Genomic DNA, 23,963 nt, shown 5'->3' on the forward strand with positions numbered 1-23,963 from the left:
TCCTGAGCAGGGTCGGATTTGTCCGGCCCTCTTTCTTTATCCCGGACGGTTCCTGACCCTTGGTCCAATTCACACCCAAGACCGGCGGAGACAACCGCACGGCCAGAAACAAACGCTAAAAGGAAACGCATACTTACATGTCAAACGCTATGGACGAATTTGAAGCCCTTCTGAACGAGAGCTTCGAGATGGACACACCCGAGGAAGGGTCTGTTGTCAAAGGCAAGGTCATTGCCATCGAGGCCGGTCAGGCCATCATCGACGTCGGCTACAAGATGGAAGGCCGAGTTGAGCTGAAAGAATTTGCCGATCCGGGCGAAAGCCCCAAGATCGAAGTGGGCGATGAGGTCGAAGTTTTCCTCCGCCAGGTTGAGAACTCCCGCGGTGAAGCTGTCATCTCTCGCGAGATGGCGCGCCGGGAAGAAGCCTGGGATCGTCTGGAAAAAGCCTATGCTGCGGAAGAGCGTGTCGAAGGCGCGATCTTTGGTCGCGTCAAAGGCGGTTTCACTGTGGACCTTGGCGGCGCTGTCGCGTTCCTGCCCGGCTCCCAGGTGGATGTGCGCCCCGTGCGCGATGCGGGCCCGTTGATGGGTCTCAAGCAGCCGTTCCAGGTTCTGAAGATGGACCGTCGCCGGGGCAACATCGTTGTGTCGCGTCGTGCGATCCTCGAAGAGAGCCGTGCCGAGCAGCGCGCCGAAGTGATCGGCAACCTGACCGAAGGCCAGACGGTCGACGGCGTGGTCAAGAACATCACCGAATACGGTGCGTTCGTGGACCTTGGCGGTGTCGACGGCCTGCTGCACGTGACGGACATGGCATGGCGCCGTGTGAACCACCCGTCCGAGATCCTCGCCATTGGCGAGACGATCAAGGTGCAGGTCATCAAGATCAACAAAGAGACACATCGTATCTCTCTCGGCATGAAGCAGCTGCAGGAAGATCCGTGGGATCTGGTTGCGGCGAAGTATCCGTTGGAATCCTCCCACACAGGCCGCGTGACCAACATCACCGACTACGGCGCCTTTGTTGAGCTGGAGCCCGGTGTCGAAGGTCTGGTCCACGTCTCCGAGATGTCCTGGACCAAGAAGAACGTGCACCCCGGCAAGATCGTCTCCACCTCCCAGGAAGTGGAAGTCATGGTCCTGGAAATCGACGGTGCAAAGCGCCGCGTTTCCCTTGGTCTCAAGCAGACCATGCGCAACCCATGGGAAGTTTTTGCAGAAACACACCCCGAGGGCACGGAAGTCGAAGGCGAAGTTAAGAACATCACCGAATTCGGTCTGTTCGTGGGCCTGCCCGGCGACATCGACGGCATGGTGCACCTGTCCGATCTGTCATGGGACCAGCGTGGCGAAGAAGCCATTCAAGACTATCGCAAGGGCGACATGGTTCAGGCCGTTGTCTCTGAGGTGGATGTCGAGAAGGAGCGGATTTCCCTGTCGATCAAAGGCGTTGGCGGTGACAAGTTCGCCGAAGCGGTGGGCGGCGTGAAGCGCGGCTCCATCGTGACGGTGAACGTGACCTCCATCGAGGATGGCGGTATCGAGGTGGAATACGAAGGCATGAAATCCTTCATCCGCCGTTCCGATTTGTCCCGTGACCGTGCCGAGCAGCGCCCCGAGCGTTTCTCCGTGGGGGACAAGGTCGACGTGCGCATCACCAACGTGGACGCAAAAGCACACCGGTTGGGCGTGTCGATCAAGGCGCGTGAAATCGCCGAGGAGAAGGAAGCTGTTGAGCAGTATGGCTCCTCCGATTCCGGTGCATCCTTGGGTGATATCCTGGGTGCGGCACTGAAGGGCGACGACGAATAAGCCTGACCGCACAGGACTTCAAATCGAAGGCCCCGCAGGGAAACTGCGGGGCCTTTTTCATGCGCGGATCGCAGACAGCCCGGCACCGTCGGCAGATTGCGAATCGCTTTAACTTTCAGGGGTGGATGGCGGTGCCGATTGCAGCGCCATTGCCTGCCCTTCCAGCGGTTGGTCGGAAAAGGCCCCGAAAACAGCGTCTTCCCTGCAGGAAAATGGAATGTCGGTGCAAACGGTCTCTTCACGGGTGCGGGCTTTGTTTCTATAGTCGGGAAACAGAAAAACAAAGAATAGCCCTTGGGGGGGTACGCATATGATCCGGTCAGAACTGATCCAGAAGATTGCCGACGACAACCCGCACCTCTATCAGCGCGACGTAGAGCGCATCGTGAACACCATATTCGATGAGATCACCGGCGCCATGGCCAAGGGCGACCGAGTGGAGTTGCGCGGATTTGGCGCGTTCTCCGTCAAGAAGCGTGACGCGCGCGTGGGCCGCAACCCCCGCACCGGGGAGACCGTGCAGGTGGAAGAAAAACACGTGCCGTTCTTCAAGACCGGAAAACTGCTGCGCGACCGACTGAATGGACGGGCCTGATGCGCTACGTCCGTTATGCCTGTATCGCGGTGTTTGCCATTGCGCTTGTGTCCATCGCGCTGGCCAACCGGGCGATTGTGCCGCTGAAGGTGCTGCCGGATGAAATCTCCGGCTTTTTCGCGGTGAACCCGCAGGTGAACCTGCCGCTGTTCCTGGTGATCCTCGGCTCCATCGTGGCGGGGCTGCTGGTCGGTTTTGTGTGGGAATGGATCCGGGAGCATGGCCAGCGTGCGGAAGCCGCCAAGCAGGCCCGGGAGATGCGGCGGCTGGAGCGGGAAGTGGCGCGGTTGAAAAGCGAAAAGCACGAAGGTCAGGACGAGGTTCTGGCGCTTTTGGACAAGGCTGGCTGAGCGGGTCTATGCCTTCCGACATCAGTGTGAAAATCTGCGGGGTCACCCGTGTTGAGGATATTGCGGCGGTCGCGGAGGCGGGTGGCCGCTATATCGGGTTGAATTTCTTCGAGAAATCGCCGCGCTACGTGACACCTGCAGAGGCGGCGGCGCTTGCTGCGCAGACACCTGCGGGAATTTGCAAGGTGGCATTGGTGGTTAATCCCACGGATGAGACGCTCGATGCGCTGGTGGCAGCGGTGCCTATGGATATGATTCAGCTGCATGGATCTGAAACGCCGGAGCGGGTGACGGAGATCAAGGCACGCCACGGCTTGCCGGTGATGAAGGCGGTGGCCATTGGCGGGCCGGAAGATCTGGCGGCGTTGGACGCCTACGCCGCCGTGGCGGATCAGCTGCTCGTGGATACCAAGCCACCCAAAGGCGCGGATTTGCCCGGCGGGAATGGGTTGGCGTTTGAGTGGTCGCTGATCGCGGGGCGGCGGTGGTCGGTGCCGTGGATGCTGGCCGGTGGGTTGAACGCGAATACGGTGGCGGAGGCCATTCGTGTGACCGGGGCGCGGCAGGTGGACTTGTCCTCGGCCGTTGAAAGCGCGCCGGGGGTGAAGGATGCGGGGTTGATTGCGGCGTTTTGCAAGGCGGCGCACGCGGGGTAGTTTCGAATTGCTGCGCAATCCGACCGGGGGGCCTGCGGCCCCATTCTTGTCCTTGAAGTCCGCACGCCTGATTGGCCGTTCGGGTGTGCGGGTAGGTTGCACCCTTTCGGAGGCTTTGCCTCCGGACCTCCAGGATATTTTTGGAGAAAAGATGCGGGGAGGCGGTGCCTTCAGAGCGTCTGGTCGTAGTCGCCGACGTTTGGTTCGGTGCGGATGACGGCGTCGATGTCGGCGAAAATGGCGCGGAGTTCGGCGTCCGAGGCCGGGCTTTCGCAGACCACGACGAGGTTGGGGGTGTTCGATGAGGCGCGGACGAGGCCCCAGCCGCCGTTATCGAGGATCACGCGGGCGCCGTTGACGGTGACGACTTCCTTGATGGCGCGGCCACCGATGGTGTCGCCAGCCTGCTGTTTGGCGACGAGTTTCGCGATGAGGCGGCCGAGCGTGTCGTATTTTTCGGTGTCGGCGCAATAGGGGGACATGGTGGGGGAGGAGTAGGTCTGCGGCAGGGCGCGGCGCAGGTCGGACATGGACTTGTCGGGGTTGCGGTCCATGAGTTTGCAGATTTCCACCGCCACGCGCAGGCCGCAATCGTAGCCGCGACCCACGGGTTCGGCGAGGAAGTAGTGGCCTGATTTCTCAAAGCCCGCCAGCGCGCCGATTTCCTTGACCCGGCGTTTCATGTGGCTGTGGCCGGTTTTCCAGTAGTCGGCTTTGGCGCCGTATTTTTGGAGTTCGGGGTCCGAGGCAAAAAGGCCGGTGGATTTGACGTCTGCCACGAAGGTCGAATTGGGGTGCAATTTGGCGAAGTCGCGGGCCATGATCACGCCGACCTTGTCCGCGAAGATTTCCTCACCTTCATCATCCACCACGCCGCAGCGGTCGCCGTCGCCGTCGAAGCCCAGGGCGAAGTCCGCGCCGGAGGCTTTGACGGAGGCGCTCATGTCATGGAGCATTTCCATCGCTTCGGGGTTTGGGTTGTAGTGGGGAAATGTGTAGTCGAGTTCATTGTGGCTGGGGACCACTTCGACGCCGATGCGTTTGAAAAGTTCAGGCGCGAAGGCCGACGCGGTGCCGTTGCCGGTGGCGCAGACGACCTTGAGCTTGCGGGTCATTTTGAAGTCGCCGACCAGATCGTCGAGGTAGGCTTCGCGCACGCCTTGGACGAATTCGTACTTGCCGCCATCGCGGGGCTGGCCTTCTCCGTTCAGGACGATGTCGCGGAGTTCGCCCATCTCATCCGGCCCGTGGGTAAGGGGGCGTTCAAATCCCATCTTCACGCCGGTCCAGCCGTTGGGGTTGTGGCTGGCGGTGACCATGGCGACGGCGGGTGCGTCGAGGTGGAATTGGGCGAAATAGGCCATGGGGGAAAGGGCGGGGCCGATGTCACGCACGTGGATGCCTGCCTGCATCAGGCCCAGCATCAGGGCGTTCTTGATCGACAGCGAATAGTCGCGGTAGTCGTTGCCGACCGCGATCACCGGTTCAATCCCGCGGCGGTGCATTTGCGTGCCAAGGCCGAGGCCAAGTGCGGTGATCCCCGGCAGGTTGATGTCATCGGGGTATTTCCAGCGGGCGTCGTATTCGCGAAAGCCGGTGGGCGTGATCATCGCGTCGCGCAGGAATTCCCAAGTGTTCTGGGTCACGGTGGGTGCGGGTTTGGTCACGGGGGAATACTCTTTATTCGAAGTGTTCAGAACGTCAGCGGATGTTCCTTGGCCAGCGCGTCGAACTGCATCAGGGTCTTGATCAGGCCCGGCATCTGGTCGAGGTAGATCATGTTGGGGCCGTCGCTGGGGGCGTTGTCAGGATCTTCGTGGGTTTCCATGAAAAGCGCGCCGACACCGATGGCCGTGGCAGCACGGGCCATGACGGGTGCGAATTCCCGCTGCCCGCCGGAGGATCCGCCGAGGCCGCCGGGTTGAGCGACGGAATGCGTTGCATCCATCACCACCGGGTAGCCGGTTTGCGCCATCTGGGGCAGGGACCGCATGTCCGCCACCAGCGTGTTGTAGCCGAAGGCGGTGCCGCGTTCGGTCAGCAGGATCTTGCGGTTGCCGGTGCTTTCGATCTTTTCCACGATATTGCCCATCTCCCACGGAGCGAGCCACTGGCCTTTTTTCACGTTCACCACAGCGCCGGTATTGCCGGCAGCCAGCAGCATGTCGGTCTGCCGACACAGGAAGGCGGGGATCTGCAGCACGTCGACCGCATCCGCCGCGATGGCGCATTGGCTTTCGGTGTGCACGTCTGTCAGGACCGGGACGCCGTTGGCGCGGCCCACAGATTGCAGGACCTTCAGCCCTTCGTCGATGCCCAGACCGCGTTTGCCCGACAGAGACGTGCGATTGGCCTTGTCATAGCTGGCCTTGAAGATGAACTGCGCACCCGCAGCGGCACAGGCCTCTTTCATCACGCCGGCGATCATCTGGGCGTGGTCGGCGCTTTCCAGCTGGCAAGGGCCCGCGATGATCGTCAGGGGCCGGTGATTGCCGACCAGGACGTCACCAACGGGGACATGCGCCGGGGGTTTCGGGGTCATGACGTTACCTGTTCTCGCAAGATCGACGCTGTCAGGGACAGCATGAGGTAGATGCCTGCAAAAACGAGAAATGCCAAGATCGTGTTTTCAAATGCGCGTGGATAGGTGGCTTCTTGCGGCGCGACGGGTTCGACGGCGACTGTCAGATATCGCACCTGGCGGCCTGCTTCGGTGCGGGCCTGTTCCATCGCGGTCTGCGCGCTTTGCAACAACATGTCGGCAGCGGCGAGGTCCGCTTGTGCCAGTTGCATGGTCACCGCCTGCTGCGCGAGTGAATTGTCGCCCGCTGTCGCGCTGGTCATCTTGTCGCGCAAGCGGTCAAGCTGGGCATTCAGGCGGCGGACATCGCCCTGCGTGCCGTCCACCTTGGCGCGGTTGGGTCGGGCATTGTCCAGAAGGGCGGCCAGTTCCAGTTCCTTTTCGATCAGCAGTCCTTCGTAGGTGCTGATCTGTCCCCTGATCGCGGCAATTTCGGCTTCGGGGTCGACGCCGTTTTCGACCTGTAGCTTGATCAGTGCCTCCTGCGCGGCGCGGCGGTTGGCCTGCGCGGTCTCGAACCCTTCGCGGGCGTCGCGCATGCCATCTTCGCGCTTTTGCTTGGATAGGTCGTTGACCCGCTCTTCAGCGTATTCAAGCAGGCTGCGGGAGAAGTCTTCGGAGGTTTGCGGATCGGGGGCGATCACCTCCATCCGGATCACGCCTTCGGTGGGATCGTAGCCGATTTTGACGTTCTTTTTGTAGACTTTGTAGGCGTCCTCATTGGTGGCATCGGTGTCCAACCGCTGAATGGCGTCGACACCGTCATCGGAGAAATGGCTTTTGAAACCACGGTCCGTGTCCAGGCGCAGCATCGCATCCTTGGATTGCAGATAGGCCTGGGTGGCGATGCTGTCGGCGGAATTGGCAAACTGGGTGGGCAGGATGTTGCCAAAGGGGCTGGTGCCGCCGCCGCCCTCGCTTTGAATGATCAGGAACTGGCTGTTGGTAGCGTACATCGGTGTCGCCACGTTGTAGAAGTAATACCCCACGGAAAAGGTGGGGATGAAGACGAAGAACGCAAGCCGGATCAGCAGCAGACCCAGTTTCTTGCGGCGGCGGCGGGAGATGTCGCGCTGAATATCGGAAATCTCGCGCTGGCGGCGTTCGGCAGGGCTCACTTCGGTCGAAGGCAGACCGGGGGAGCCGAGCGGCATGGTCTGGGGCAGCTGCACGCGGTTTGCCGGAACGGCCGCGTTGCCATCCGCGCCGGGCTGGGTCGCAGCGGCATCGTTCTGCGGCACCACGAGTTCAAGCATGTTGGCGCGCTGGAACGGGTCGATGCCCTTGGCGCGCAAAAGGCGCACGGCGTCGAAGTCCGAGGTCGGCGCAAGGCCGTTTTTCTGAGCCACGCGGCGGGCCATGCGCAATTGCCGCCCGGTCAGCCCCTCCCGGCGTATGGCGTCAAGGTCCTGTTCGCCGCTCACCTGCGCGGGGCTGGAGACTTCTCCGTCCCGGGCGGGGTGGTCGGGTTGCGGGGGCCTTTCGGCTTCGCTTTCGGCTTCTGCGGGGGCGGGGGATGGTGCGGGCGCGCGTGTCTCACGGGCCGGGGGGCTGTCGGGGACGGGGGCCGGGCGCGGTCGGCGGGTTGTGGGGTTTTCGGATGCGGCGGCGGGATTGCTGTCTTGCGGGATCGGGTCGGGATCAGGCGCGCGCGCGGCGGCTGCCCCGCCGTTGGCGGCTGGGGAGGACATGATGGGCGTGCCCCGCTTGATGCGGAACTTTCTAGCCTTGGGTTTCATAGTCATAGAGCTGTTTCGCTTCTTCCAAGGTGTCGAAGATATGGAGCTGTCCGCCGACCAGAACACCAGCGGAGCGGGCAAATTTTTCCAGCGTGGCGGGCTGGTGCGAGACGATGATGATCGTGGTCGTGCGCAGGCGCTCCTGCAACAGATCGCCCGCCTTGCGGTTGAATTCCGCATCCGTTGACGAAGGCATCCCTTCGTCGATCAGGTAAATGTCGAAATCCAGCGCCAGCAGCAGCGCAAAGGAAAAGCGCGCGCGCATGCCGGAGGAATAGGTGCCGAGGGGCTGGTCGAAATATTCGCCCAACCCGCAAAGCCAGCGGCAAAAGCTTTCCACGTAGTCGGGATCAAGTCCGTAGAGCCGCGCGATATAGCGGGCGTTGTCCATCGCCGACAGGCGCGTCACGACGCCGCCCATGAAGCCCAGCGGGAAGGATATCTTGCAGCCGCGCCGTATTTCGCCGTCATCGGGTTTTTCAAGGCCAGCCATCATATTCACCAGCGTTGTCTTGCCGGTTCCGTTGGGGGCCAGGATGCCCAGGGATTGCCCAAGTTCGACACGGAACGACACCTGATCCAGGATCACCTTGTGCTGTGACCCCGTCCAGAAGGACTTTGATACATTTTCAAATTCCAGCATGCCTGCTCCGGTAGCTGCTTTGAACCCCATGGCCCAACACCCTTTTTACAAGGGCTTTATTAAGGTTTTACCCACGGACTTTGGCTACATTATGGCTTAAATCCGTTGGAATGTACAACGCCCAAAGGGCGCGCTGGTGGCGCGCGCCAGGTGGCGGATACCTTGCAGGGAAGCGATGTCAGGTGCGGCGGGTCAGGCGACGGCTTGCCAGATTACTCCCGCCGCGACGGCCCCGACGAGGGCGAAGCCCAAATAGGCCGCGAAGACGCGCGGTTTGACCAGCGCCCAGACCGCAATGGCCGCAGGGATACAGCTGACCCCGCCCGCGATGACGAAGGACATCGCGGCCCCCTGCGTCATGCCCTGCGCCAGCAATGCATCGACGAGCGGCACGGCGGCATAGCCGTTCAGGTAGGCCGGTGCGCCCACCAGTGCGCCCAGCAGGATCGGCGTCAGCCCTTCGCCGCCCAGCACGCCCGCGATCATTTCGGCAGGGACATAGGTCAGCATGATGGCTTCGACGACATAGGCCAGGGTCAGCCACTTGATCAGGAACAGTGCATTGGTGAGCGCCGCTTCACTAAAGACGGCCCGGCGCGGGGCGTCGCCCCAGAAGGCCCAGACGGGTTTGCCGGAGAAGGGTTTTTTCACGCCACAACAGCCCCCTACAGCGGGTTGCTCACGCAAGGGATCTGCAAAAAGCGCGCTGCGCGACAGGGCCATCACGGCAAATCCGCCCATCATGCCGATGCTGACGGCGGACAGGGTCTTGGCCAGTGCAAAGTCGAACCCAAGCGTGCCGGAGGTGATGGCGAACATCGCCGGGTCCATCAGCGGCGAGGCCAGCCAGAACGCCATGACCGCCCCCAGGGGCGCGCCCACGGCCAGCAGCGCGGCGATGAAGGGGATCACCTCGCACGAGCAGAACGGAGACAGGCCGCCCAGCAGGGCCGCCATGACGATCATGCGCGCAGGTGCCCCTTCGAAAGCGCGCGCCAGCAGCGTCTCCGCGCCGCTGGCCTTGAGATAGGCGACCGCGAGCACGGCGAAGGCGATGAAGGGCGCGGTGCCTGCCAGCGCCTTGGCTGTGAAAAGAAGCGTGGGTCCGAACTGCGGCCAATCAAGCAGCGCAATCAGGACCAGAAGTGCGGCAGTGAAACCCCAGGCACCGGGGGTCCAGTTGCGGGATTGGGACTGCACCTGCGTGGTCTCAGCCATGATCATGCTCCGTGTTCGGGTCTGCATCCGCGCAGCATTCCGTCAGCAGGAAGTTCGCCAGCGCCTCGACCTCCGCATAGGCGACGGCGGCGCAGATGATGCTGCGGCCCGCGCGCTGTTGCTGGATCAACCCGGCGGTACTGAGGATCTTGAGGTGGTGGGTCAATGTGGATCCCGTCACACCCGTGCGGTCGCCCAGATCACCGATGCTGAGCCCGTCGGGGCCTGCGCGCACCAGACAGCGCAGCACGCTGAGGCGTTGTTCGGACCCGAGCGCTGCGAAACTGGCCGCGGCGAGGGTGAGGGTCGGGGTTTGGGATTCGATTTTCATGTTTCTAGAAATATCGAAATGTTTGTCTTATGGCAAGTTCATTTCGATATTTGTCGAAATAACTGCTGACGATCTGTTTTGCACACGCCGTACTTCGGTATTTTTGGCCAAAAAGAGGGGCGGGGGTTGGCGCGCTGGTCGGGCGGCGTATCTGTGTGGTCATGTTGGATATTCGGGATGATCTGAAAGCCTGTACGATCTGTGCAGAGCGGTTTGCGGCCACCGCGACGGCACACCGGCCCAATCCGGTGGTCTGGTTCGCACCCGGCGCGCGGGTGCTGATCGCCAGTCAGGCGCCGGGGTTGCGGGTGCATGAAGCCAATACGCCGTTCTGGGATGCCTCGGGCAAGCGGCTGCGCGATTGGCTGGGGCTGGAGCAGGCGACGTTCTATGACCGCAGCAAGGTGGCCATCATCCCGATGGGCTTCTGCTTTCCGGGCTATGACGCGAAGGGCAGCGATCTGCCGCCGCCGCCTGTCTGCGCGCGCACCTGGCGGGCGCAGGCGCTTGCGATGGTGCCGGACGTTCGCCTGACGGTGCTGATCGGCGGGTATGCGATGCGGTATCATCTGCCGGGGTTCACCCGCGTCACGGACGCGGTGGCAGGCTGGCGCGACCATGCGCCCGGCGTCTTTGCCTTGCCTCATCCATCCTGGCGCAATACCGGGTGGCTGAAGAAGAACCCGTGGTTCGAGGCCGAGGTGCTGCCAAGGCTGCGAGCCCGCGTGAAGGAGGCGTTGAACGATGACCCCGCTGGATGAGGCCCATGCCGCCATGATGGCCGCGCCGGAAGATGATGCCGCGCGGCTGCGGTTCTATGAACGGGTCGCGGACGTGGAGTTGTATCTGCTGTTGGAGGAAGAGGCGCAGGGCGATCAGATCAGCCCGGTTCTTTATGCCGATGATTATGTCATGGTCTTCGACCGGGCGGAGCGGCTGGCCGAGCACAAGGGAACGGAGGCACCGTTTGTCGCGCTGTCGGGTCGGTCGATTGCGGGGATGCTGGAGGGGCAGCCGCTGGGCCTTGCCATCAATATCGGCGTGGCTCCCTCCGAAATCCTGCTGCCCGCCACGGCCATGGACTGGCTGCGCGAAACGCTCGCCCATGGGGCCGGAGAAGTTCAGGCCAAGGTTGACCGCGTGCGGCCCCCCGGTGGCCTGCCGGAGGTGGTGATCGCCGCGATTGATGCCAAGCTGGCCACCGCCACGGGCATGGCAGCGGGGGCCTTTCTGGTCGAGGTCGTCTATGACACCGGCGGGCGGGGGCATCTGCTGGCCTTTGTGGGCGCGCAGGCGCGGGCGCAGGATGCGTTGGTGCGGGCGGCGTCGGAGGCGCTGACGTTCTCAGGGGTCGAAGCGGGGGCGATGGACGTCGGTTTCTTTGCGCCGAATGACCCGGTGGTGGAAAAACTCGCCCGCGTGGGGCTGCGGTTTGACCTGCCACAGGGGGAGGGCCTGCAACATACGCCGCGCATGGCGCCAGGGTCGGACCCTTCGAAACCGCCCATTCTGAAATAAATGTCACGCAAGCCCGCAGGTTTTCTCACATAAAGGGGAGGTCACGCAGCCGTGGGGTGAAATGTCGCAGTGCGCCGACTAGCTTCTTTTCATCACCCGCCGATCAGGCCCTACAGGAGAATACCCCGATGAACCGTTTCACCCTTACCATCGCCGCTGCCGCAACCGCGATCAGCATGGCCAGCGCTGCCTTTGCGGGCGATCAATACGTTGACGGTACAGGCTTTGCCGCGTCCGGTTTTGACGTGGTGGCCTATTTCGATCTGCCACAGAACCCTGTGGGTCAGAGCCAGCCCGCGCCGGTGCCGGGCAGCAAGGCTTTCACCTCCGAATACAACGACGCGATGTTTGCGTTCTCCTCTGCCGAGAACAAGGCAAAGTTTGATGCGGACCCGGCGAAATACGCGCCGCAGTATGACGGCCACTGCGCCTATGGTGTGTCCAAGGGCGGCAAGGTGCCGGGCAATCCGACGCTGTGGCGGATCGTGGATGACAGGCTGTACCTGAACATCACCAAGAACGTGGTGGGGTTCTGGGAAGAGGATATTCCGGGCAACATCAACCTTGCCGAAGGCAACTGGCCGGGGATCGAGGCCGCACCGGGATCGGATCGCGCGATCCCGAAATACTCCAGCCCCGCGCCGGTCAACTGATGGTCGGAGCGTAACAGATGTCCTCTGATCTCCCTCGGTCGGATGGACGTAAAGCCTCGTCGCGCATCGCGCGGCGGGGTTTTGTGCTGGGCGGTCTGGCGGCGGTGCTGGGCGTGGGGGCCGTAGGCTCCGCGCGGTGGTTCAACGTATCGGCACAGGTGTCGGCGGGGGACCTGAGCGCACCGGATGCCCATGTCGCAGCAGTGGCGGGAGAGATCACGCTGGTCGATATCCGGCGGCCCGATGAATGGGCGCGCACAGGCGTCCCGGAGGGCGGCGTGGGCATCGACATGCGGCGGGATGATTTCATCGAGGCGCTTTTGGCGCAGACAGGCGGGGATCGGGACAAACCGGTGGCGTTGATCTGCGCGCGCGGGGTGCGGTCGGCGCGGCTGACGGCGCGGTTGCAGGATGCGGGGTTCACGCAGATCATCGATGTGCCGGAGGGGATGCTGGGATCCGGTGCGGGACCGGGATGGGTAAAGCGGGAGTTGCCCGTGGTGCGGTAGGCCTTTTGAGTAGTAAGTTTCGAAGGGTGCGCATTCACGCGCACCTTTTTGTTTGTGCCGGGCTGGGTTTGGTGCGCAGTGAATGCGCATCCTGCGGTGCGAGGTTTATTCCGCCGCGACTTCCTGCGCATCAAGCTGCGACTTGATCTGCATCCGCGCCTTGCGGGCCTGCGCGACAATCGCGGGTTCGCGCAGGGTATGCGGGCTGGCCATGCGCAGGCCTTCGGGGAGGCGGTCGGTGACGGCCACGCTGGAGAGGGCGGACAGGGGCACGGCCAAGACGAGGCTGGCCATGATCGGCAGCAGCCAAAGGGAGACGAGGCCCGCCATCAGGCCCGCCAACAAGAGCAGCCCGAACAGTGTTTCCACCCAGTGGAACCTCAGCAGGGTGATCAGGGGATACCCCCGCGCGCTGCGCTGCTGTGGTGTCCAGGGCTCGGACCGGGTGAAGGTCGCGCGCAGCACTGCCTTGGTTTGCTGGATCATCAGCACCGGGGCATAGGCGATGGACAGGGCAACCTCGACCACGAATGCCGTGAAGAACGTCGCGTAGCCGCCGAATGCCCGCGCCGCACGGGGGCGGGCGGCAATCAGGGCGGCGGCGGCGATCTTGGGGGTCAACAGCATGGCGTACATGATCACCAGGAACACGGCGCTGTCGATATGGCTCATGGCGGGGGGCCAGTCGGGGAAGAAGGGATTGGATTCGTTGAAATACCGGATGACGTTTGTCTCGGAATCGATGCCAAGCAGCGCCCAGATCACCAGCAGCACAAACCACGCGGGCGAGAGCAGGTAGGCCACCGCGCCGTGCAGCAGGTGGAAGCGGGAGACCGGGTGCAACCCGGCCGTGCCCAGCAGGCGCAGGTGTTGCAGGTTGCCCCGGCACCAGCGGCGGTCGCGCAAAGCGTAGTCGATCAGCGTGCCAGGCGTTTCTTCATAGCTGCCGGTGACACGCGGCAGGAAACGCACGCGCCAGCCCGCGCGGCGGAGCAATCCGGCCTCCACGAAGTCGTGGCTGAGGATCAGGTCGCCCTCGCCCTTGAGGCGCTTCAGACGCGGCAGGCCGGCGCTGGTGGCGAAGGCGCGCGTGCGGATGATAGCGTTGTGGCCCCAGTAGTTGCCTTCGGTGCGCGCCCACAGTGCCAAGCCTTCGGCCAGCAGCCAGCCGTAGGCGATGTTGGAGAATTGTTGCAGCCGGGCGAAGATCGTGTCGGCCCCGATCAAGACTGGAAAGGTCTGGATCAGGCCTGCATCGGGGTCGGCGGAAAGCTCGGACGCCAGCCGTTCGATGGCGCGACCGGACATCACGCTATCGGCGTCCAGCACCAGCATCGCGTCGTGCGCCGCACCCCATCCGGTGATCCAGTCGACGATATTGCCAACCTTCTTGTCGGTGTTCATCGCGCGGCGTCGATAGTGGACGTCGATCCCCTTGGGAGCCTCGGCGCGCAGACGTTCGAAGGCCTGCCATTCCTGTACGGCAATCGCCTCATCCCGGGTGTCGGACAGGATGAACAGGGTATATCGGTGCGGCACGGGGCGGCGGGCCAGATCGTGCAGCATGGCGGTGGCATTGCCGAAAACATCAGCGGGGACCTCGTTGTAGATGGGGACCAGCAGGGCCACGTTCATCGGGGCCACATCGCGCGGGGCGCGGTCGTCGGCCTGTTGCCGTGCGGTCAGGCCAGCGATGGCGACGCCGACGGTGCAGACCGACAGCGTGACCCAGACAAATGTCGCGCCGATCATTGTCAGCAGCGCCCATTCAAGGCCGGTCATGCCCGCGTTCATCAACCAGCCGTAAAGGCCCCAGACCAGCCAAGCGGTGATCATGAGCGCGGGCAGGAACACCGCCCAACGCCAGGCGCTTCGGCCTGCGCCCTTGTCCATCCGCGCGGTGCGCGGGCAGACGGCGAGGTTCTGCGTCTGCATCTCCAGCGGTGCCGCTGGCGGCATGTAGGCAGGCAGGTGTGTCACGCTTTGGTCCACCGGTAGAGCCACACTTCGCTTAAGGGTTCGCCATTCAGGCGCAGTTGGGCGCGAAACTCGGCCAGTGCCGCTTCACCCGGTTGGAAGGTAAACGCCAGACGGGGGCCGTTGGTTTCAGGATTGCGTTGCACGATGCCGGGGGTGACCTCTCCTGCGTTGCTGCGCAGGATGATTTCGACCTCTGACAGGTCATCGGGGACGTCCGGGCTGTCTGCAAAGTCGATGGCAATGATCTGTCCGCCTTCGGGACGGCCGCCCATCGCGGTATTGAGCACTTTGACAGGCACGTTTGCGGAGGGGGCGACCGGGTCTGCGCCCCAGTCCAGCGTGTAGGTCAGCCTGTGTGCCTCGCCCGCCTTGAGCCGTTGGGAGGGCCGCCAGTAGCATACGATGTTGTCGTAAATTTCCAGATCGGCGGGGATTTCCACCAGCGTGACCGACCCTGCGCCCCAGCCTTCACCGGGTGTGATCCAGACGGCGGGGCGGTTGTGATAGAGCGCTTCGAGGTCGTTGAAATCGGAGAAGTCGCGTTTGCGTTGGCACAGGCCAAAGCCGCGTGGATTGTTGTCCGAAAAGGCGCTGATTTGTAGGGTGGTGGGGTTCGACAGCGGACGCCAGATCACCTCGCCTGCGCCATTGTGGATCAGCAGGCCGTCACTGTCATGCACCGCCGGGCGGAAGTCGGAGAAGCGTTGGCGCATGGTGTCGTCGAACAGGAACATTGACGTCAGCGGCGCGATGCCGAGGTGGGTGATGTCCTCACGCGCGAAAACCTCCGCCTCCACGGCCATGCGCAACACGCTGCCATGAGTGATCTCGAACCGGAACGCACCGGTGCAGGACGGGCTGTCGAGGAGCGCATGCAGGATTTGGGTGGCACTGCCGGGGGCGGGGGCCTCCAGCCAGAAAGCGGTGAAGTCGGGGAATTCTTCTCCCGAAGGGTCGCCGGTCTTCAGGGCGAGGCCACGGGCGGACAGTCCGTAAATCTCTCCCGAGCCGATGCCGCGGAAGTAGCTCGCGCCTTGAAAGACGGCGTATTCCTGAAAGATGCCGGGTTTTTCAAGTTCCGCGCGCAGGCGCAGGCCCGAGTAGCCGAGGGTGTCGTCAATCTCCACGTTCGGAAACTTGTCGGTGGTGTCGAACACGCTCATGTCAAAGCGGAGCGGGCGGGCGGCGTTGCCTTCGACCACGTTCACCTCCACCGCTTGCGGGAAATAGAGGCCCGGCGGGAAGACATCGACACGCTGCGGGCGATCGGTGCCTTCCCAAAGCGCGTTGCGGCTGTCGAACCAGATCTTGCGATACTGGTCGTAGGTCAGGTTGCGCCAGCTTTCGGGGATTTGCGGGCGCGGGGCGTAGGGTTCGGCGGCCATGCCGCGCGCACGCGTGCGGACGGTTTCGGCATCGAAGGGCGTCGCCTTGTCGCCAAGCCGCAGGCCCGGTTCTTCGGCCAGAGCGGCGGTTGGCACCGCGGCAAGTGCCACGAGGGATTTCAGGACATCGCGACGGATCATGGTGTTGCCTTCGCGCGCCATGGATGGGATTTGAACCAGCCCGCGCCGTAGGCCACGGCGATCAATACGGCAAACCCTGCGGCATTGACGGCCAATGTGGTCAGCGTATCGCGGCCCATCACATCCATGCCGAAACCCATGAGGCGGGCGGTGAACATGCTGACCACAAACACCGCAAGGCTTTGCTGACCGACCTTGAGGATGATGGCGAGGATGCGGGTCCAGAGGCGGGCAAGCAGGCCCGTGCCCGTGGCCATGAGGCGCGCGCCCTTGTCGCCCGCCAGGACCCAGGCGAGGTAGGCAAGTGCCAGGAAATGCACATAGCGCAGGATCCCGAAGTCTGATTTGTCGATCAGTGGTTTGTAGGCGATGCGCCAGTCGCGCGCCCAGTCAAAGCCAAGTTCGCGCACGCCGATGTTCGACAGCGGGATGTTGGCCAGCACGATGAACGTCGCGATGCCGATCAGCAGCGGGGTAACGGGCGGCTTCGGCAACCAGCCGCGCATGAAGGCGAAGCCGGTGAAGAAGATCAGCTGCCAGCCGAAGGGGTTGAAGAACCACGTCCGATCGGTCCAGGGCTCTGCCGGGAATTCGAAATGGTAGGCGCCAAGGCCCACAGCCTGCAGCAGTGCGGTCTGGCCCATGATCCACACCAAGCTCACGAAGGTCGCGACCAGCCACAGGTTCACGCGGGCCAGCAGCATGATGATCGGCATCAGCAGAAGCACGATCATGTACATCGGCAGGATGTCGAAGTAATTCGGCACATAGCGCAGGGTCATGAAGCTTAGGAGGATGTTGGAGTTGTCCCACTTGTCCGACTCCACAAACATCATCCACAGGTTCAGCTGACCCCAGTAATTGCGGCCCGTGATGTCCAGTTCCGTCAGGTAGACCGTCAGCGCCAGCGTGGCAAAGAACAGGCCCACATGCGCCCAGTAGACCTGCCAGACGCGGAAGAGCACCCGCGCGGTCCCCAGCGGCCAGCCTGCACGCTGGAACGCGCCGCCAAAGGCGATGGCGCTTGCCATGCCGGAGCAGAAGACGAAAATCTCCGTCGCGTCAGAAAAGCCCCAGCGCGCGGGGATCCACGAGGTCAGGAAGTTTCCCGGCGTATGGGCGATCAGGATGATGAACATCGCCAGCCCGCGGAAGAAATCCAGCCGCAGGTCGCGCACCCGCGCGCTTGACTGAGCACCAAGTGCCGTCACGGGGCGGGAAGGAACCTGAGCGGGGTCGGCGAGTGTCATTTCTGGTCTTTCAGGCCTTATTGGGCGGGGATTGCCCGCGCGCGGGACAGGTGCGCGAACCGTGTGGCGGCAAAGCGGTCCTCATGACCTGCGCGCAGCTTCAGGCGGTCCATCAGGATTTGTTCCGTGGCGTCGAAATGACCTGCGCGCAGGCCTGCGTCAATGGTCATCCGCTCAAACACGTCGCGCTGCGCGTGGCTGCCGCCGATGGTGGGCATGCGCGGGCGCGCGTCTGACAGTTGCACGAAGGCGTCGCCATAACGGCCTTCGGCGAAGGCGTTGAGGCCTGCAAGCGCGCTCAAACCCGGATCGGAGACCCGTTCGGCCATATCGCCGGTCTGGCGCGCGTCGCGGGCGAAACGGTCCGACATGGCGCGCGCCGCATCGCCCTTGGCCGCGCCCGAAAGCGCCAGCTGGTAGTGCAGATCGGCAAAGACAACGCAGCCATCGTCGATGCGGTTTTCGGCCAGTGCGCCCAGTTCGTCCCAGCGGTCGCGGACGTTCACCCCTTCCAGTTCCAACCGCATCAGCAGCGACGTGGCATTGGCGATGTCGCGGTAATCATCGGTCTTCTCCGCGCGGATCTGGCTGTCATAAAGGGCTAGGGCGACGTCACGTTCCCCGCGGTCGAGATGCAGCAGCGCCTTGTGCCACCAGACGTGATAGCGGAAGTTGTTGGAGCCTTGCCAGGCGTCAGTATTCCCTTCGATCAGGGCGATGCCCGCGTCTGGTTCGGCGCGCATGTCGTGCACATGGGCGACGGCGTGCAGGCCCCATGCGTCATCGGGGGCGTGGATCAACCCTTCGAGCCCGGCGCGTTCGGCGGCGGCGTAGTCGCCCGTTTCCTCAAGCGCGAAGGCGTGACAGCCCATCAGGTATCCGCGCAGGGGGTGATCGGGGCCGTGGGTGTGCAGCACGCGTTCCACAGACCGGCGCATGCCGGGGGCGTCGCCGAGGATAAACCGGATCGCTTGGCTGGCCTTGGCGGAAAGCGTGTCGGAGGGGTGTTTTTCCAGTACCGTTTCCAGAGCCGCGATGGCACCTGTAGGGCTGTCGGCAAGCCATTGATCCAGCGCGTCGATCCAGCCTTGTTCGCGGGCAGAAACCGGACCGCGGCCGCGCGCCGTGTGGGCTGCGGTGCGCGCGTCTTCAGCCACCTGCCACATCTCCGCCCTGCCCATCATGAGCGAAAACAATCCGCGCGCCGCATGTCCCATCGCGAAATCGGGTTCAGCGTCCAGCACTGCGCCCAGATGTTGCGGCGTGCTGGGACCATGGGCCAGATAGGCGCGGATCATCTTGTTCCAGTGGGCAAGACTGTCAGCGGAAGCAAGGCTGACGGGTGCTGCGCAAACGTCTGAGTTCATGGATCGGCCTTTCGGATAAACGCGGTGTCTGACCGGAAGATAGTCGCAACAGGCGTCCATACGAACGGGGTCCGGCCTGCTCTGACGTCAACGTGAAGCGCTTCGCTGCTTTCGTGAGCGATTGTGACGGAGAAAGGCGGTTTCCCGCGCAATTCGAGGGGTTTGGCCTGAATTTATCCGTCTGCCGCGTCGGATTTGGGTCCCCATGTTTCAAGCACGTCATCGGTATCCTGCCCAAAGCGCGGCGGCGCACGGTCATAGCGCACGGGCGTGGCGGAGAATTTCAGCGGATTGCCAAGCAGACGCAGGAGGGGGGCATCGGGGGCTGGTTGTGCAAGTTCGACCACCGCGCCGCGCGCCTGCGCCTGCGCGGAGGAAAGCGCCTCATGGATCCTGTGGATTGGCCCGCAGGGGACGTTGACCGCCTGAAGCTTCGCCAGCAAATCCTCCTTCGGCAAAGCCGCCATCGCGGGGGAGATCAGCGGCATCAACGCATCACGGTTCTCGATCCGGTCCAGATTGGTGGTGAAACGGGGATCGGCGGCGACGTCATCCAGCCCCAGCGCATCGCAGAAGCGGGCGAATTGTGCGTCATTGCCCACGGCAAGCAGGATATGACCATCAGCGGTGGCGAAGGCGTCATATGGCACGATATTGGGGTGCGCATTGCCGCGCCGCACCGGGTCCTGACCGGAGATCAACGTATTCACCCCTTCGTTCACCAGCCACGCCATCGAAGCATCCACCAGCGCCAGGTCGATGTGTTGTCCTTCACCGGTCGCGTCGCGGTGGCGCAGTGCGGCCAGTATACCGATGGTGGCATACATCCCGCACATCACATCCGCGATGCCGACACCGACCTTGGTGGGCGCGCCTGCCGGATCGCCGGTGATCGACATGATCCCGCCAAACCCTTGCGCCATCAGGTCATAGCCCGGCTGGCTGCGGTTCGGGCCGGTCTGGCCAAAGCCGGAGATGGAGCAATAGACAAGGCCGGGATGGGCCTTGAGCAGACTGGCATGATCCAGCCCGTATTTGACCAGTCCGTCGGGTTTGAAATTCTCGATCACCACATCGGCGCGGGCGGCAAGGTGGCGCAGCGTGGCCTGGCCTTCGGGCGTGGCGATGTCCACCGCGATAGAGTGTTTGTTGCGGTTGGCCGCCATGAAATAGGCGGAAAGATCGGTTTTTCGGCCATCCGCATCCGTTGCGTAATGTGGCCCCCAGCCGCGTGTATCATCGCCCCCGGTGCGTGGGTTTTCGACCTTGATCACCGTGGCCCCGAGGTCACCCAGCAGCTGCGTACAGGTCGGCCCCGCAAGGATCCGGCTCAGATCAAGGACAAAGAGCCCGTCCAGAGCGCCCTTAGATGCGGCCATCATAGGCCTCCCTGTCGATAACAGCGGCGATCACGGTGAAGGTATCGGCGGCCATCGCCTCCTCAAGCGCGTGTTTGAGCCCCGCGCGGTCGCGGACGGTCACACCCGCGCCGCCGAAAGCGACGCCCATCGCGGCGAAATTGTGCTGGGCAAAGTCGACACCGACGTTGGTCAGTTGCCTTTCGCGTTGTTTCTTTTCGATCAGGGCAAGGGAGGCATCGACAAACACGACGAAGATCGGCGCAACGTTCAGTTCGATGGCAGTGGCCAGTTCGCCCGCGACCATCAGGAAACCCGCATCGCCCGAAAAGGAAACGACGGGCCGGTCAGGGGAGGCCAGTTTCGCCCCGATGGCCATGGGAACCGCGCAACCCATGGTGCACAATGCAGAAGATTGCATCAGGTCGCGCGGGGCATAGCATTCCCACATCTGGCTGAGCAGGATGCGGTGCGCGCCACTGTCGGCGGAGGCCAGCGTGTTGCGGGGCAGCACATCGCGGCAGGTGTCGATGATGGCGGCAGGGCCCCAGTCCTCGTCAGGCGGGAAGGCCTTGGCCAGTGCGGATTTCACCCGGTAGATTTCGCCGTTCTCCCAGGTGTCCTGCGGCGGTTGATTGGTGCTCAGAGCGTCCAGCGTGGCAGCGCAGGAAGCGACGAAGTTCAGCGTTGCCTGATGCATGTAATGCAGGTTCGGCACCGCGCTGATGTCGATGACGTTCTGTTTGGTCGGGTCCCACACATTGCGCCAGCCCGGTCGCATTTCAATGGGGTCATAACCGACACAGAGGATCAGGTCGGCATCCTGCACAAAAGGTACCAGATGGGTGTCTGCCAGCGGCGACAGGCCGGCCCCACCCAGCGCCAGCGCATGGTCTTCGGGGATCAGCCCCTTGGCCTTGTAGGTGGTGATCACGGGGATCTGGTGGCGTTCGGCAAAATCCGTCAACGCGGAACCGGCGCTTTCGTTCAGGGCGTCGACCCCGGCGATGATCACCGGCTTGCGCGCGGCGGCCAGCCAACCGCGAGCCGCGTCAAGGTCCGCGCCCGCAGGCGCTATGACCGAGGCGGCGATGCGGGATGCGGGTGCCGCTGCTGCGATCTGCGTATTTGCCACCGTGATCGGCAAGTCGATGTGGACAGGCCCCATGCGGCCTTCGGTGGCGATGGCAACGGCCTTGTCTGCAATCACATGTGCCGCCCCGGCGTTCAGCGCGAAGGTGGCTTTCGTGATGGGCCGGAAGACCGCCTGCTGATCGACAACCTGATGGGTGTAGCTTTGCACTTCATCCGCATCCATGCAGCCGGACAGCACGATCAGCGGCACCTGGTCCTGAAGCGCGTTGGCCACGGTGTTGACCCCGTTCAGCGTCCCCGGCCCAATTGTCCCCACAAGGATCCCCGGCGCGCCATCCCGGTGATGCACTCCCTCCGCCATGAAGCCCGCCGCGTTTTCGTGCTTGGCGAGGACAAAGCGGATACCCGCAGCCTCAAGTGCGTCGATCAACGTGAGGACTTCGCCCCCCGGCATGCCGAAGGCGGTGCGGCATCCGGCAGCGTAAAGGCGGCGCGCAAGGGCATCAGCGGCGCGGATGGTGGCAGGGGGCGTGTCGGGCATGGGACGGGCCTTTGGGGTCAGATGTGCTGGTCCCATGAACCATGCAGCGGCGTCAGGTGCAATTCACCTCTATGTTGGAAATGTTGCAGGGTGCGTTGGGGGGAGCTTTTGCGGAAGGGTTGTGGGGTGTTTGGGAGGGGGCAGTGATCGCTGATTAAGGTTGGTTTGGAGCCCGATTTGACTGATGCTGCGATATGCCCGGATGACCGCTTTGGTGAGAGGAATTCAAGCCTGAATGATTTGAGGCCTAGTCTTGTACCTTCCGTCATTGTATTGTGCAGACAGCGATCAAGCGGACGAAGGTGCGGTGTGATTCCGGAACTCTCGCGTGTTGTCAGACAGCCTCAAGTTCCTGTATGGCGAAACTACTTCTGATCAGCCATTTTGTCAGGCTTCTCGCCATCCCCAAATGCCCGACAAGAGAGATCGTTTCCTTGTCAATCTCGGATTCAAAACTGGAGTGACCCATCCAAGCTGACGTCATTGCGCGCAATTCGCTGATGATAAACAGATCGACATTGTGGCCCGGATCCAAATAACACAAATCGGTCTCGACCCCCGGCTTGATAACTAGCCAATAGTTGGCTTGCGCATAAGGGGTATCATTTAATGTAAACTGAATAACGCATTTGTTGATTGGCAGGGCAGATCTGTCCAATTTGCGTCGGATGTTCCACATCAGCATTCGGGCATCAAGGCATTGTAGCGAAACGTCTGTTTCAATGTTTCTGTGGGCCCACTCGCCGAGACTTTTGACGATCGGTTCAAGCTCATTAGCGCGACTAGTCGCCAAGTATTCTGCATGCGCGCCAACCCCGCTATCCTGGCGCTGAACAAGCCCCTTTGCTTCCATCTCTTTCAATCGCTTTGACAGCAGGCTGGGGGACATGCCCGGCAAACCGCGGCTTATTTCGTTGAATCGGGTTGATCCATTCCATAATTCGCAAAGGACCAGCAGCGTCCAACGTGGCCCTAGTAAGTCGGCGGCCATAGCGATGGGGCAGAACCGCGGATAGACGTTGTTGGACATGCTGACACCTCTCGTCAAAAGTGTCTCACGTCCTTTGGCCCCAAGCTAGTACACAAACTGTAGTGGGTTCGCTTCACTTTGTTGACTGGAGAGAATAGCGCCTGTTGCGCCACTGATTGTCTTGTTCAACTCATTGAAGGAGATAGAAAATGCCACTTGTAGATATTGAAGTCATCGAAGGCGTCTTTGATCAGGCGCAAAAGGCCAAGATGATCGAAAATGTGACGAACGCCATGGTCGAGATCGAAGGCGAAGCCATGCGCGGAGTGACCTGGGTACGGGTCAAGGAGGTGCGCAGCGGCCAGTGGGGCATCGGCGGAAGCACCCCCAGCACTGCGGACATTAAGGCCATGGCAGCAGGTTAGGATTGAGGCGGCTGGTACAAATACATCAGCCGTCACCAGCTTTAGCCGATTGGAAAGGCGGCCATTCATTGAAGAAGTGGCAATGGAAGTTTCTTCCGCACAACCGACGCTGCGTTCAAGCCCCCGCTCTTGCCCTCAAGCATCCCAACGTACAAAACACCCGCAAAGAGCAGCCTTACCGCCGCCGGTCGCGCCGTGATGACATCGGCTGAAACGCCACACCTACATGCGCTTCGCAATAGGGTTTGCCCTGTTTCACAGGTAATCCGCAGAACCAGAAATCTTCCGTCGCAGGATCACCGACAGGCCACTTGCAGGTCCGCTCGGTCAATTCCATCAGGCTGATCTTCTTGGCCTTTTTCTCCACCTCGTTGACCTTGGCCAGCGCTTCGGGGCTGATCTCATTTGCCGAAGGCTGGGGCGGCAGGGGCTGGCCTGCGGGAATGATCTGTTTTCGCGCGGGCAGGTTGGATTTGGGCGGGGCTGCGGCCTCGGTCTTCATCTCTGGCGCGGGTTTGGGCGCGGCCTTGGCCTTGGGTTCTGCCTTGGGGGCGGCCTTGGCTTTCGGCTCCGCCTTGGCGGCGGTGCCTGCGGTCGCGCGGTTGGACAGGCCAAGACGATGCACCTTGCCAATCACGGCATTGCGCGTCACGCCGCCCAGTTCCTTGGCGATCTGGCTGGCAGACTGCCCTTCGCCCCACATGCGCTTGAGGGTCTCCACACGGTCATCGGTCCAGGACATTGCAATTCCCTTGCTAAAAAGCGGCCACGTATCACGGGCCGCTTTGTCAAATTCAGTCCCCTATACTAATCGCTCTCATCGCGGGTGCAAGGGAGGAAGCGC

At 62.6% G+C, this 23,963-nt stretch carries 23 protein-coding genes; 9 read left to right on the forward strand and 14 right to left on the reverse strand.

Features of this window, described 5'->3' with window-relative positions; translation table 11 throughout:
* The first annotated feature begins 137 nt into the window (after nt 1–137).
* The 4 genes from rpsA to AB4X18_RS14520 all read left to right on the forward strand — a co-directional run bounded on the left by rpsA (nt 138) and on the right by AB4X18_RS14520 (nt 3,415).
* Complete coding sequence (rpsA, locus tag AB4X18_RS14505) at nt 138–1,814, forward strand: 30S ribosomal protein S1 (RefSeq protein WP_370400764.1); 1,677 nt, start codon at nt 138–140, stop codon at nt 1,812–1,814.
* A gap of 310 nt (nt 1,815–2,124) precedes the next feature.
* On the forward strand, nt 2,125–2,409 hold the full coding sequence (gene ihfB / locus AB4X18_RS14510) for an integration host factor subunit beta (RefSeq protein WP_299874066.1): 285 nt from the start codon (nt 2,125–2,127) through the stop codon (nt 2,407–2,409).
* On the forward strand, nt 2,409–2,759 hold the full coding sequence (locus tag AB4X18_RS14515; RefSeq protein WP_370400765.1) for a lipopolysaccharide assembly protein LapA domain-containing protein: 351 nt from the start codon (nt 2,409–2,411) through the stop codon (nt 2,757–2,759). Before ihfB ends, AB4X18_RS14515 begins: the two co-directional genes overlap by 1 nt.
* A gap of 8 nt (nt 2,760–2,767) precedes the next feature.
* Nucleotides 2,768–3,415: a phosphoribosylanthranilate isomerase gene (locus AB4X18_RS14520; protein WP_370400766.1), complete on the forward strand. Its 648-nt coding sequence runs from the start codon at nt 2,768–2,770 to the stop codon at nt 3,413–3,415.
* A 170-nt stretch (nt 3,416–3,585) separates the two neighbouring features.
* Here AB4X18_RS14520 and AB4X18_RS14525 read toward each other — a convergent pair whose 3' ends face one another.
* From AB4X18_RS14525 to AB4X18_RS14550, 6 genes are all read right to left on the reverse strand, one after another.
* Nucleotides 3,586–5,082 (reverse strand): phosphomannomutase/phosphoglucomutase, encoded by a 1,497-nt coding sequence (locus AB4X18_RS14525; RefSeq protein ID WP_370400767.1) that lies wholly within the window; start codon nt 5,080–5,082, stop codon nt 3,586–3,588.
* A 26-nt stretch (nt 5,083–5,108) separates the two neighbouring features.
* Nucleotides 5,109–5,957, reverse strand: coding sequence for a 3-deoxy-8-phosphooctulonate synthase (kdsA, locus tag AB4X18_RS14530; protein WP_370400768.1), 849 nt, complete (start codon nt 5,955–5,957; stop codon nt 5,109–5,111).
* Nucleotides 5,954–7,741: a capsule biosynthesis protein gene (locus tag AB4X18_RS14535; protein WP_370400769.1), complete on the reverse strand. Its 1,788-nt coding sequence runs from the start codon at nt 7,739–7,741 to the stop codon at nt 5,954–5,956. Before AB4X18_RS14535 ends, kdsA begins: the two co-directional genes overlap by 4 nt.
* Entirely contained in the window at nt 7,719–8,378 is a 660-nt protein-coding gene (locus AB4X18_RS14540) for an ABC transporter ATP-binding protein (RefSeq protein ID WP_370400770.1), read from the reverse strand. The genes AB4X18_RS14535 and AB4X18_RS14540 overlap by 23 nt, the downstream gene beginning before the upstream one ends.
* Nucleotides 8,379–8,570: 192 nt before the next feature.
* Nucleotides 8,571–9,596: a permease gene (locus AB4X18_RS14545; protein ID WP_432816745.1), complete on the reverse strand. Its 1,026-nt coding sequence runs from the start codon at nt 9,594–9,596 to the stop codon at nt 8,571–8,573.
* Nucleotides 9,589–9,927 (reverse strand): ArsR/SmtB family transcription factor, encoded by a 339-nt coding sequence (locus AB4X18_RS14550; RefSeq protein ID WP_370400772.1) that lies wholly within the window; start codon nt 9,925–9,927, stop codon nt 9,589–9,591. Before AB4X18_RS14550 ends, AB4X18_RS14545 begins: the two co-directional genes overlap by 8 nt.
* A gap of 161 nt (nt 9,928–10,088) precedes the next feature.
* Here AB4X18_RS14550 and AB4X18_RS14555 point away from each other — a divergent pair, with 161 nt between their 5' ends.
* From AB4X18_RS14555 to AB4X18_RS14570, 4 genes are all read left to right on the forward strand, one after another.
* The gene (locus tag AB4X18_RS14555) at nt 10,089–10,688 is read left to right on the forward strand and encodes a uracil-DNA glycosylase family protein (protein ID WP_370400773.1); all 600 of its coding nucleotides are present in this window, start codon (nt 10,089–10,091) and stop codon (nt 10,686–10,688) included.
* Nucleotides 10,672–11,445, forward strand: a complete 774-nt coding sequence (locus AB4X18_RS14560; RefSeq protein ID WP_370400774.1) for an SseB family protein — start codon at nt 10,672–10,674, stop codon at nt 11,443–11,445. Before AB4X18_RS14555 ends, AB4X18_RS14560 begins: the two co-directional genes overlap by 17 nt.
* Nucleotides 11,446–11,573: 128 nt before the next feature.
* Nucleotides 11,574–12,098, forward strand: a complete 525-nt coding sequence (locus tag AB4X18_RS14565) for a YHS domain-containing (seleno)protein (RefSeq protein WP_370400775.1) — start codon at nt 11,574–11,576, stop codon at nt 12,096–12,098.
* Nucleotides 12,099–12,115: 17 nt separating this feature from the next.
* Nucleotides 12,116–12,607, forward strand: a complete 492-nt coding sequence (locus AB4X18_RS14570; protein ID WP_370400776.1) for a rhodanese-like domain-containing protein — start codon at nt 12,116–12,118, stop codon at nt 12,605–12,607.
* A gap of 105 nt (nt 12,608–12,712) precedes the next feature.
* On the opposite strand, the gene mdoH is transcribed toward AB4X18_RS14570, so the two are convergent.
* The 7 genes from mdoH to AB4X18_RS14605 all read right to left on the reverse strand — a co-directional run bounded on the left by mdoH (nt 12,713) and on the right by AB4X18_RS14605 (nt 22,754).
* Complete coding sequence (gene mdoH / locus AB4X18_RS14575) at nt 12,713–14,587, reverse strand: glucans biosynthesis glucosyltransferase MdoH (RefSeq protein WP_432816746.1); 1,875 nt, start codon at nt 14,585–14,587, stop codon at nt 12,713–12,715.
* Nucleotides 14,584–16,113, reverse strand: coding sequence for a glucan biosynthesis protein (locus AB4X18_RS14580; protein ID WP_370400778.1), 1,530 nt, complete (start codon nt 16,111–16,113; stop codon nt 14,584–14,586). The genes mdoH and AB4X18_RS14580 overlap by 4 nt, the downstream gene beginning before the upstream one ends.
* Nucleotides 16,110–17,363: an OpgC family protein gene (locus tag AB4X18_RS14585; protein WP_370400779.1), complete on the reverse strand. Its 1,254-nt coding sequence runs from the start codon at nt 17,361–17,363 to the stop codon at nt 16,110–16,112. Before AB4X18_RS14585 ends, AB4X18_RS14580 begins: the two co-directional genes overlap by 4 nt.
* A gap of 17 nt (nt 17,364–17,380) precedes the next feature.
* On the reverse strand, nt 17,381–18,730 hold the full coding sequence (locus tag AB4X18_RS14590) for a tetratricopeptide repeat protein (RefSeq protein ID WP_370400780.1): 1,350 nt from the start codon (nt 18,728–18,730) through the stop codon (nt 17,381–17,383).
* Between the two features lie 173 nt (nt 18,731–18,903).
* Nucleotides 18,904–20,109, reverse strand: a complete 1,206-nt coding sequence (locus tag AB4X18_RS14595) for a CaiB/BaiF CoA transferase family protein (RefSeq protein WP_370400781.1) — start codon at nt 20,107–20,109, stop codon at nt 18,904–18,906.
* On the reverse strand, nt 20,096–21,724 hold the full coding sequence (locus AB4X18_RS14600) for a thiamine pyrophosphate-binding protein (protein ID WP_432816747.1): 1,629 nt from the start codon (nt 21,722–21,724) through the stop codon (nt 20,096–20,098). Before AB4X18_RS14600 ends, AB4X18_RS14595 begins: the two co-directional genes overlap by 14 nt.
* Before the next feature lie 334 nt (nt 21,725–22,058).
* Nucleotides 22,059–22,754: a winged helix-turn-helix transcriptional regulator gene (locus AB4X18_RS14605; RefSeq protein WP_370400782.1), complete on the reverse strand. Its 696-nt coding sequence runs from the start codon at nt 22,752–22,754 to the stop codon at nt 22,059–22,061.
* Nucleotides 22,755–22,903: 149 nt separating this feature from the next.
* Here AB4X18_RS14605 and AB4X18_RS14610 point away from each other — a divergent pair, with 149 nt between their 5' ends.
* Nucleotides 22,904–23,119, forward strand: coding sequence for a tautomerase family protein (locus AB4X18_RS14610; protein WP_370400783.1), 216 nt, complete (start codon nt 22,904–22,906; stop codon nt 23,117–23,119).
* A 175-nt stretch (nt 23,120–23,294) separates the two neighbouring features.
* On the opposite strand, the gene AB4X18_RS14615 is transcribed toward AB4X18_RS14610, so the two are convergent.
* Nucleotides 23,295–23,861 carry a GcrA family cell cycle regulator gene (locus tag AB4X18_RS14615; RefSeq protein WP_370400784.1) on the reverse strand — a complete coding sequence of 189 codons (567 nt, stop codon included), beginning with the start codon at nt 23,859–23,861 and terminating at the stop codon, nt 23,295–23,297.
* Nucleotides 23,862–23,963 lie beyond the last annotated feature (102 nt).

The sequence above is a fragment of the Sulfitobacter rhodophyticola genome (assembly GCF_041281685.2).
In the GTDB taxonomy this organism is placed as follows: domain Bacteria; phylum Pseudomonadota; class Alphaproteobacteria; order Rhodobacterales; family Rhodobacteraceae; genus Sulfitobacter.

What these genes read in the sequence shown, in the direction of transcription:
- rpsA (WP_370400764.1), top strand. Translation starts at nt 138, where the DNA reads ATGTCAAACGCTATGGACGAATTTGAAGCCCTTCTGAACGAGAGCTTC.
- ihfB (WP_299874066.1), top strand. Translation starts at nt 2,125, where the DNA reads ATGATCCGGTCAGAACTGATCCAGAAGATTGCCGACGACAACCCGCAC.
- AB4X18_RS14515 (WP_370400765.1), top strand. Translation starts at nt 2,409, where the DNA reads ATGCGCTACGTCCGTTATGCCTGTATCGCGGTGTTTGCCATTGCGCTT.
- AB4X18_RS14520 (WP_370400766.1), top strand. Translation starts at nt 2,768, where the DNA reads ATGCCTTCCGACATCAGTGTGAAAATCTGCGGGGTCACCCGTGTTGAG.
- kdsA (WP_370400768.1), bottom strand. Translation starts at nt 5,957, where the DNA reads ATGACCCCGAAACCCCCGGCGCATGTCCCCGTTGGTGACGTCCTGGTC.
- AB4X18_RS14535 (WP_370400769.1), bottom strand. Translation starts at nt 7,741, where the DNA reads ATGACTATGAAACCCAAGGCTAGAAAGTTCCGCATCAAGCGGGGCACG.
- AB4X18_RS14540 (WP_370400770.1), bottom strand. Translation starts at nt 8,378, where the DNA reads ATGCTGGAATTTGAAAATGTATCAAAGTCCTTCTGGACGGGGTCACAG.
- AB4X18_RS14545 (WP_432816745.1), bottom strand. Translation starts at nt 9,596, where the DNA reads ATGGCTGAGACCACGCAGGTGCAGTCCCAATCCCGCAACTGGACCCCC.
- AB4X18_RS14550 (WP_370400772.1), bottom strand. Translation starts at nt 9,927, where the DNA reads ATGAAAATCGAATCCCAAACCCCGACCCTCACCCTCGCCGCGGCCAGT.
- AB4X18_RS14555 (WP_370400773.1), top strand. Translation starts at nt 10,089, where the DNA reads ATGTTGGATATTCGGGATGATCTGAAAGCCTGTACGATCTGTGCAGAG.
- AB4X18_RS14560 (WP_370400774.1), top strand. Translation starts at nt 10,672, where the DNA reads ATGACCCCGCTGGATGAGGCCCATGCCGCCATGATGGCCGCGCCGGAA.
- AB4X18_RS14565 (WP_370400775.1), top strand. Translation starts at nt 11,574, where the DNA reads ATGAACCGTTTCACCCTTACCATCGCCGCTGCCGCAACCGCGATCAGC.
- AB4X18_RS14570 (WP_370400776.1), top strand. Translation starts at nt 12,116, where the DNA reads ATGTCCTCTGATCTCCCTCGGTCGGATGGACGTAAAGCCTCGTCGCGC.
- AB4X18_RS14580 (WP_370400778.1), bottom strand. Translation starts at nt 16,113, where the DNA reads ATGATCCGTCGCGATGTCCTGAAATCCCTCGTGGCACTTGCCGCGGTG.
- AB4X18_RS14585 (WP_370400779.1), bottom strand. Translation starts at nt 17,363, where the DNA reads ATGACACTCGCCGACCCCGCTCAGGTTCCTTCCCGCCCCGTGACGGCA.
- AB4X18_RS14590 (WP_370400780.1), bottom strand. Translation starts at nt 18,730, where the DNA reads ATGAACTCAGACGTTTGCGCAGCACCCGTCAGCCTTGCTTCCGCTGAC.
- AB4X18_RS14595 (WP_370400781.1), bottom strand. Translation starts at nt 20,109, where the DNA reads ATGGCCGCATCTAAGGGCGCTCTGGACGGGCTCTTTGTCCTTGATCTG.
- AB4X18_RS14600 (WP_432816747.1), bottom strand. Translation starts at nt 21,724, where the DNA reads ATGCCCGACACGCCCCCTGCCACCATCCGCGCCGCTGATGCCCTTGCG.
- AB4X18_RS14605 (WP_370400782.1), bottom strand. Translation starts at nt 22,754, where the DNA reads ATGTCCAACAACGTCTATCCGCGGTTCTGCCCCATCGCTATGGCCGCC.
- AB4X18_RS14610 (WP_370400783.1), top strand. Translation starts at nt 22,904, where the DNA reads ATGCCACTTGTAGATATTGAAGTCATCGAAGGCGTCTTTGATCAGGCG.
- AB4X18_RS14615 (WP_370400784.1), bottom strand. Translation starts at nt 23,861, where the DNA reads ATGTCCTGGACCGATGACCGTGTGGAGACCCTCAAGCGCATGTGGGGC.